We start from the raw sequence: 2949 nt of genomic DNA on the forward strand, positions 1-2949 counted from the left end.
CCGGAAATGGCGGGTCAAGATCACACAGGCCCAGGCGCTTGACCATGCCCACTGGAAGTTATATCCCCCCAGCCAGCCGGTCACGTCCATCACCTCGCCGATAAAGTACAATCCTGGCACGTTACGCGCCTCCATCGTACGCGATGACAGTTCATGCGTATCGACGCCGCCGAGCGTCACTTCTGCCGTACGGTAGCCCTCGGTACCGTTGGGCTGCACGCGCCAGCGGGTGAGGTTATCCACCAGAGTCTGCTGTTCACGGCTGTTAAGCTGCTTCAGGGTCACGTCCGGGATCTGCCCGAGCTGCTGAAGGCACTCAATGAGCCGTTTCGGCAGCTGCATCGCCAGGGTGTTTTTCAGGCTCTGGTTCGGGTGAGCGGCGCGCTGGTGGTTAAGAAATGCATCCAGATCGCACTCCGGCAGCATGTTGATGGTGACGAACTCGCCAGGCTGCCAGTAGCTGGAGATTTGCAGCACCGCCGGGCCAGAGAGGCCGCGGTGGGTGAAGAGCAGGCTTTCACGAAACACCGTTCCATCTTCGGCTGTGATAACTGCTGGCACCGACACGCCGGAGAGGAGCGACAGCTGCTCCAGCAGCGGCTTGTGCAGGGTGAACGGCACCAGGCCCGCCCGCGTTGGCAACACCTTCAGGCCAAACTGCTCGGCAATTTTATAGCCAAACGGCGATGCGCCCAGGCCAGGCATCGACAGGCCACCGCTGGCGATCACCAGCTTGTTGGTTATGACGCTTTCACCGTTGAGCTGTAGCGTATAGCCTGCGTCGTCGCGGGTGACGTCGAGCACTTCGCTGCGCAGACGGGTGGTGACATTGCCCTTTGTGCACTCTGCCACCAGCAGATCAACAATCTGCTGCGCAGAGTCATCGCAGAAAAGTTGACCCAGCGTCTTCTCATGCCACGCAATACCGTGCTTGCCGACCAGATCGATGAAATCCCACTGGGTGTAGCGCGCCAGTGCAGATTTGCAAAAATGTGGGTTTTGGCTCAGATAAGCCGCAGGCTCGACATAAAGGTTAGTAAAGTTGCAGCGACCGCCGCCAGACATAAGAATTTTACGTCCGGGTTTCTTACCATTGTCCAGCAACAGTACCCGGCAGCCCGACTGTCCGGCTATCGCCGCACAGAACATCCCTGCCGCGCCGGCCCCAATGATAACGGCATCAAACCTTTCCACACTGCATTCCTCTTCGCTAATCCGGCGCGGATTGTAAATTTTATGCGGTGGTCGCACCAGCGCAAATGGTGGCTAAAAAGGTCATTTCGTTGAAATTTATGACATAATTATTTACGTACCGTTACAGGGACAGGATAAATATCAAAAAAAAGCTATATTTCACTTTGCCCCGGCCGCGAATGTCCATGATAATGCGCGGCGTTCATGACCTCAAAAATGGCGTAACGTCCTATGTTACATTTGTTTGCTGGCCTGGATCTTCATACCGGGTTGTTATTACTTCTTGCTCTGGGTTTTGTGCTGTTCTACGAAGCGATTAACGGCTTCCATGACACAGCGAATGCAGTGGCAACCGTGATCTATACTCGCGCATTACGCTCGCAGATAGCGGTCGTCATGGCGGCACTCTTCAACTTCTTTGGCGTTCTGCTTGGCGGCCTGAGCGTAGCCTATGCCATCGTGCATATGTTACCGACGGACCTGCTGTTGAACGTTGGTTCTGCACACGGCCTTGCCATGGTCTTCTCCATGCTGCTGGCTGCCATCATCTGGAACCTGGGTACCTGGTACTTTGGTCTTCCAGCCTCCAGTTCACACACCCTGATAGGGGCAATCATCGGGATTGGTTTAACCAATGCGCTGATGACCGGTACCTCGCTGGTGGATGCGCTGAACGTGCCGAAGGTAATCAACATCTTCGCCTCGCTGATCCTGTCCCCGATTGTCGGCCTGGTCTTTGCAGGCGGCCTGGTGTTTATCCTCCGTCGCTACTGGAGCAACACCAAGAAACGGGCCCGTATTCACCTCACTCCAGCCGAGCGTGAAAAGCAGGACGGTAAGAAAAAGCCGCCGTTCTGGACGCGTATCGCCCTGATCCTCTCTGCTATCGGCGTGGCCTTCTCTCACGGCGCGAACGACGGCCAGAAAGGCATTGGTTTGATTATGCTGGTCTTGATTGGCGTTGCCCCGGCAGGCTTCGTGGTGAACATGAATGCCTCCGGCTACGACATTACCCGTACCCGCGACGCGGTAAACAACGTCGAGGTCTGGTTCCAACAGCATCCCGATCTGCTGCTGAAGGCCACCGGAGCCGATCCGGTTATCCCAACGCCAGAGCAGACCGTAGGCCCTAACGGCGAGTTCCACTGCCATGCAGGCCGGGCCGTGGTGGCGCTGGATCGCGCTAAAGCGATGCTGACCAATATCGAAAGCTATGACAAGCTGCCGATTGAGCAGCGTAGCCAGCTGCGCCGCATCATGCTGTGCATCTCTGACATCACCGATAAGGTGGCCAAACAGCCGGAAGTCAGCGCTGACGACCAGCGTCTGCTGAAAAAGCTGAAAGGCGATATGCTGAGCACTATCGAGTATGCCCCGGTGTGGATCATCATGGCGGTGGCGCTGGCGCTGGGTCTGGGTACGATGATTGGCTGGCGTCGTGTCGCAACGACCATCGGTGAGAAGATCGGTAGGAAAGGCATGACCTATGCACAGGGCATGTCAGCCCAGCTCACCTCTGCCGTCTCTATCGGCCTGGCGAGCTATACCGGGATGCCGGTGTCGACCACCCACGTTCTCTCCTCGTCAGTAGCGGGAACGATGATCGTGGACGGCGGCGGTCTGCAGCGTAAAACGGTGACCAACATCCTGATGGCCTGGGTGCTGACCCTGCCGGCAGCGATTTTCCTCTCCGGCGCGCTGTACTGGGTGGCGCTGCAGCTGATTTAATTGGTAACAGGCATAAAAAAGCGGGCT

General features: G+C 56.9%; 2 protein-coding genes. One reads left to right on the forward strand and one right to left on the reverse strand.

From position 1 onward, the window contains the following. On the reverse strand, positions 1-1194 hold a 1194-nt coding region (locus FN633_RS04985; protein WP_154058835.1), incomplete at its 3' end, for a BaiN/RdsA family NAD(P)/FAD-dependent oxidoreductase. Between the two features lie 231 nt (positions 1195-1425). Here FN633_RS04985 and pitA point away from each other — a divergent pair. Next, positions 1426-2922, forward strand: coding sequence for an inorganic phosphate transporter PitA (pitA, locus tag FN633_RS04990; protein ID WP_154056953.1), 1497 nt, complete (start codon positions 1426-1428; stop codon positions 2920-2922). The last annotated feature ends 27 nt before the right edge of the window (positions 2923-2949 follow it).

The sequence above is a fragment of the Pseudescherichia vulneris genome (assembly GCF_902164725.1).
In the GTDB taxonomy this organism is placed as follows: domain Bacteria; phylum Pseudomonadota; class Gammaproteobacteria; order Enterobacterales; family Enterobacteriaceae; genus Pseudescherichia; species Pseudescherichia vulneris.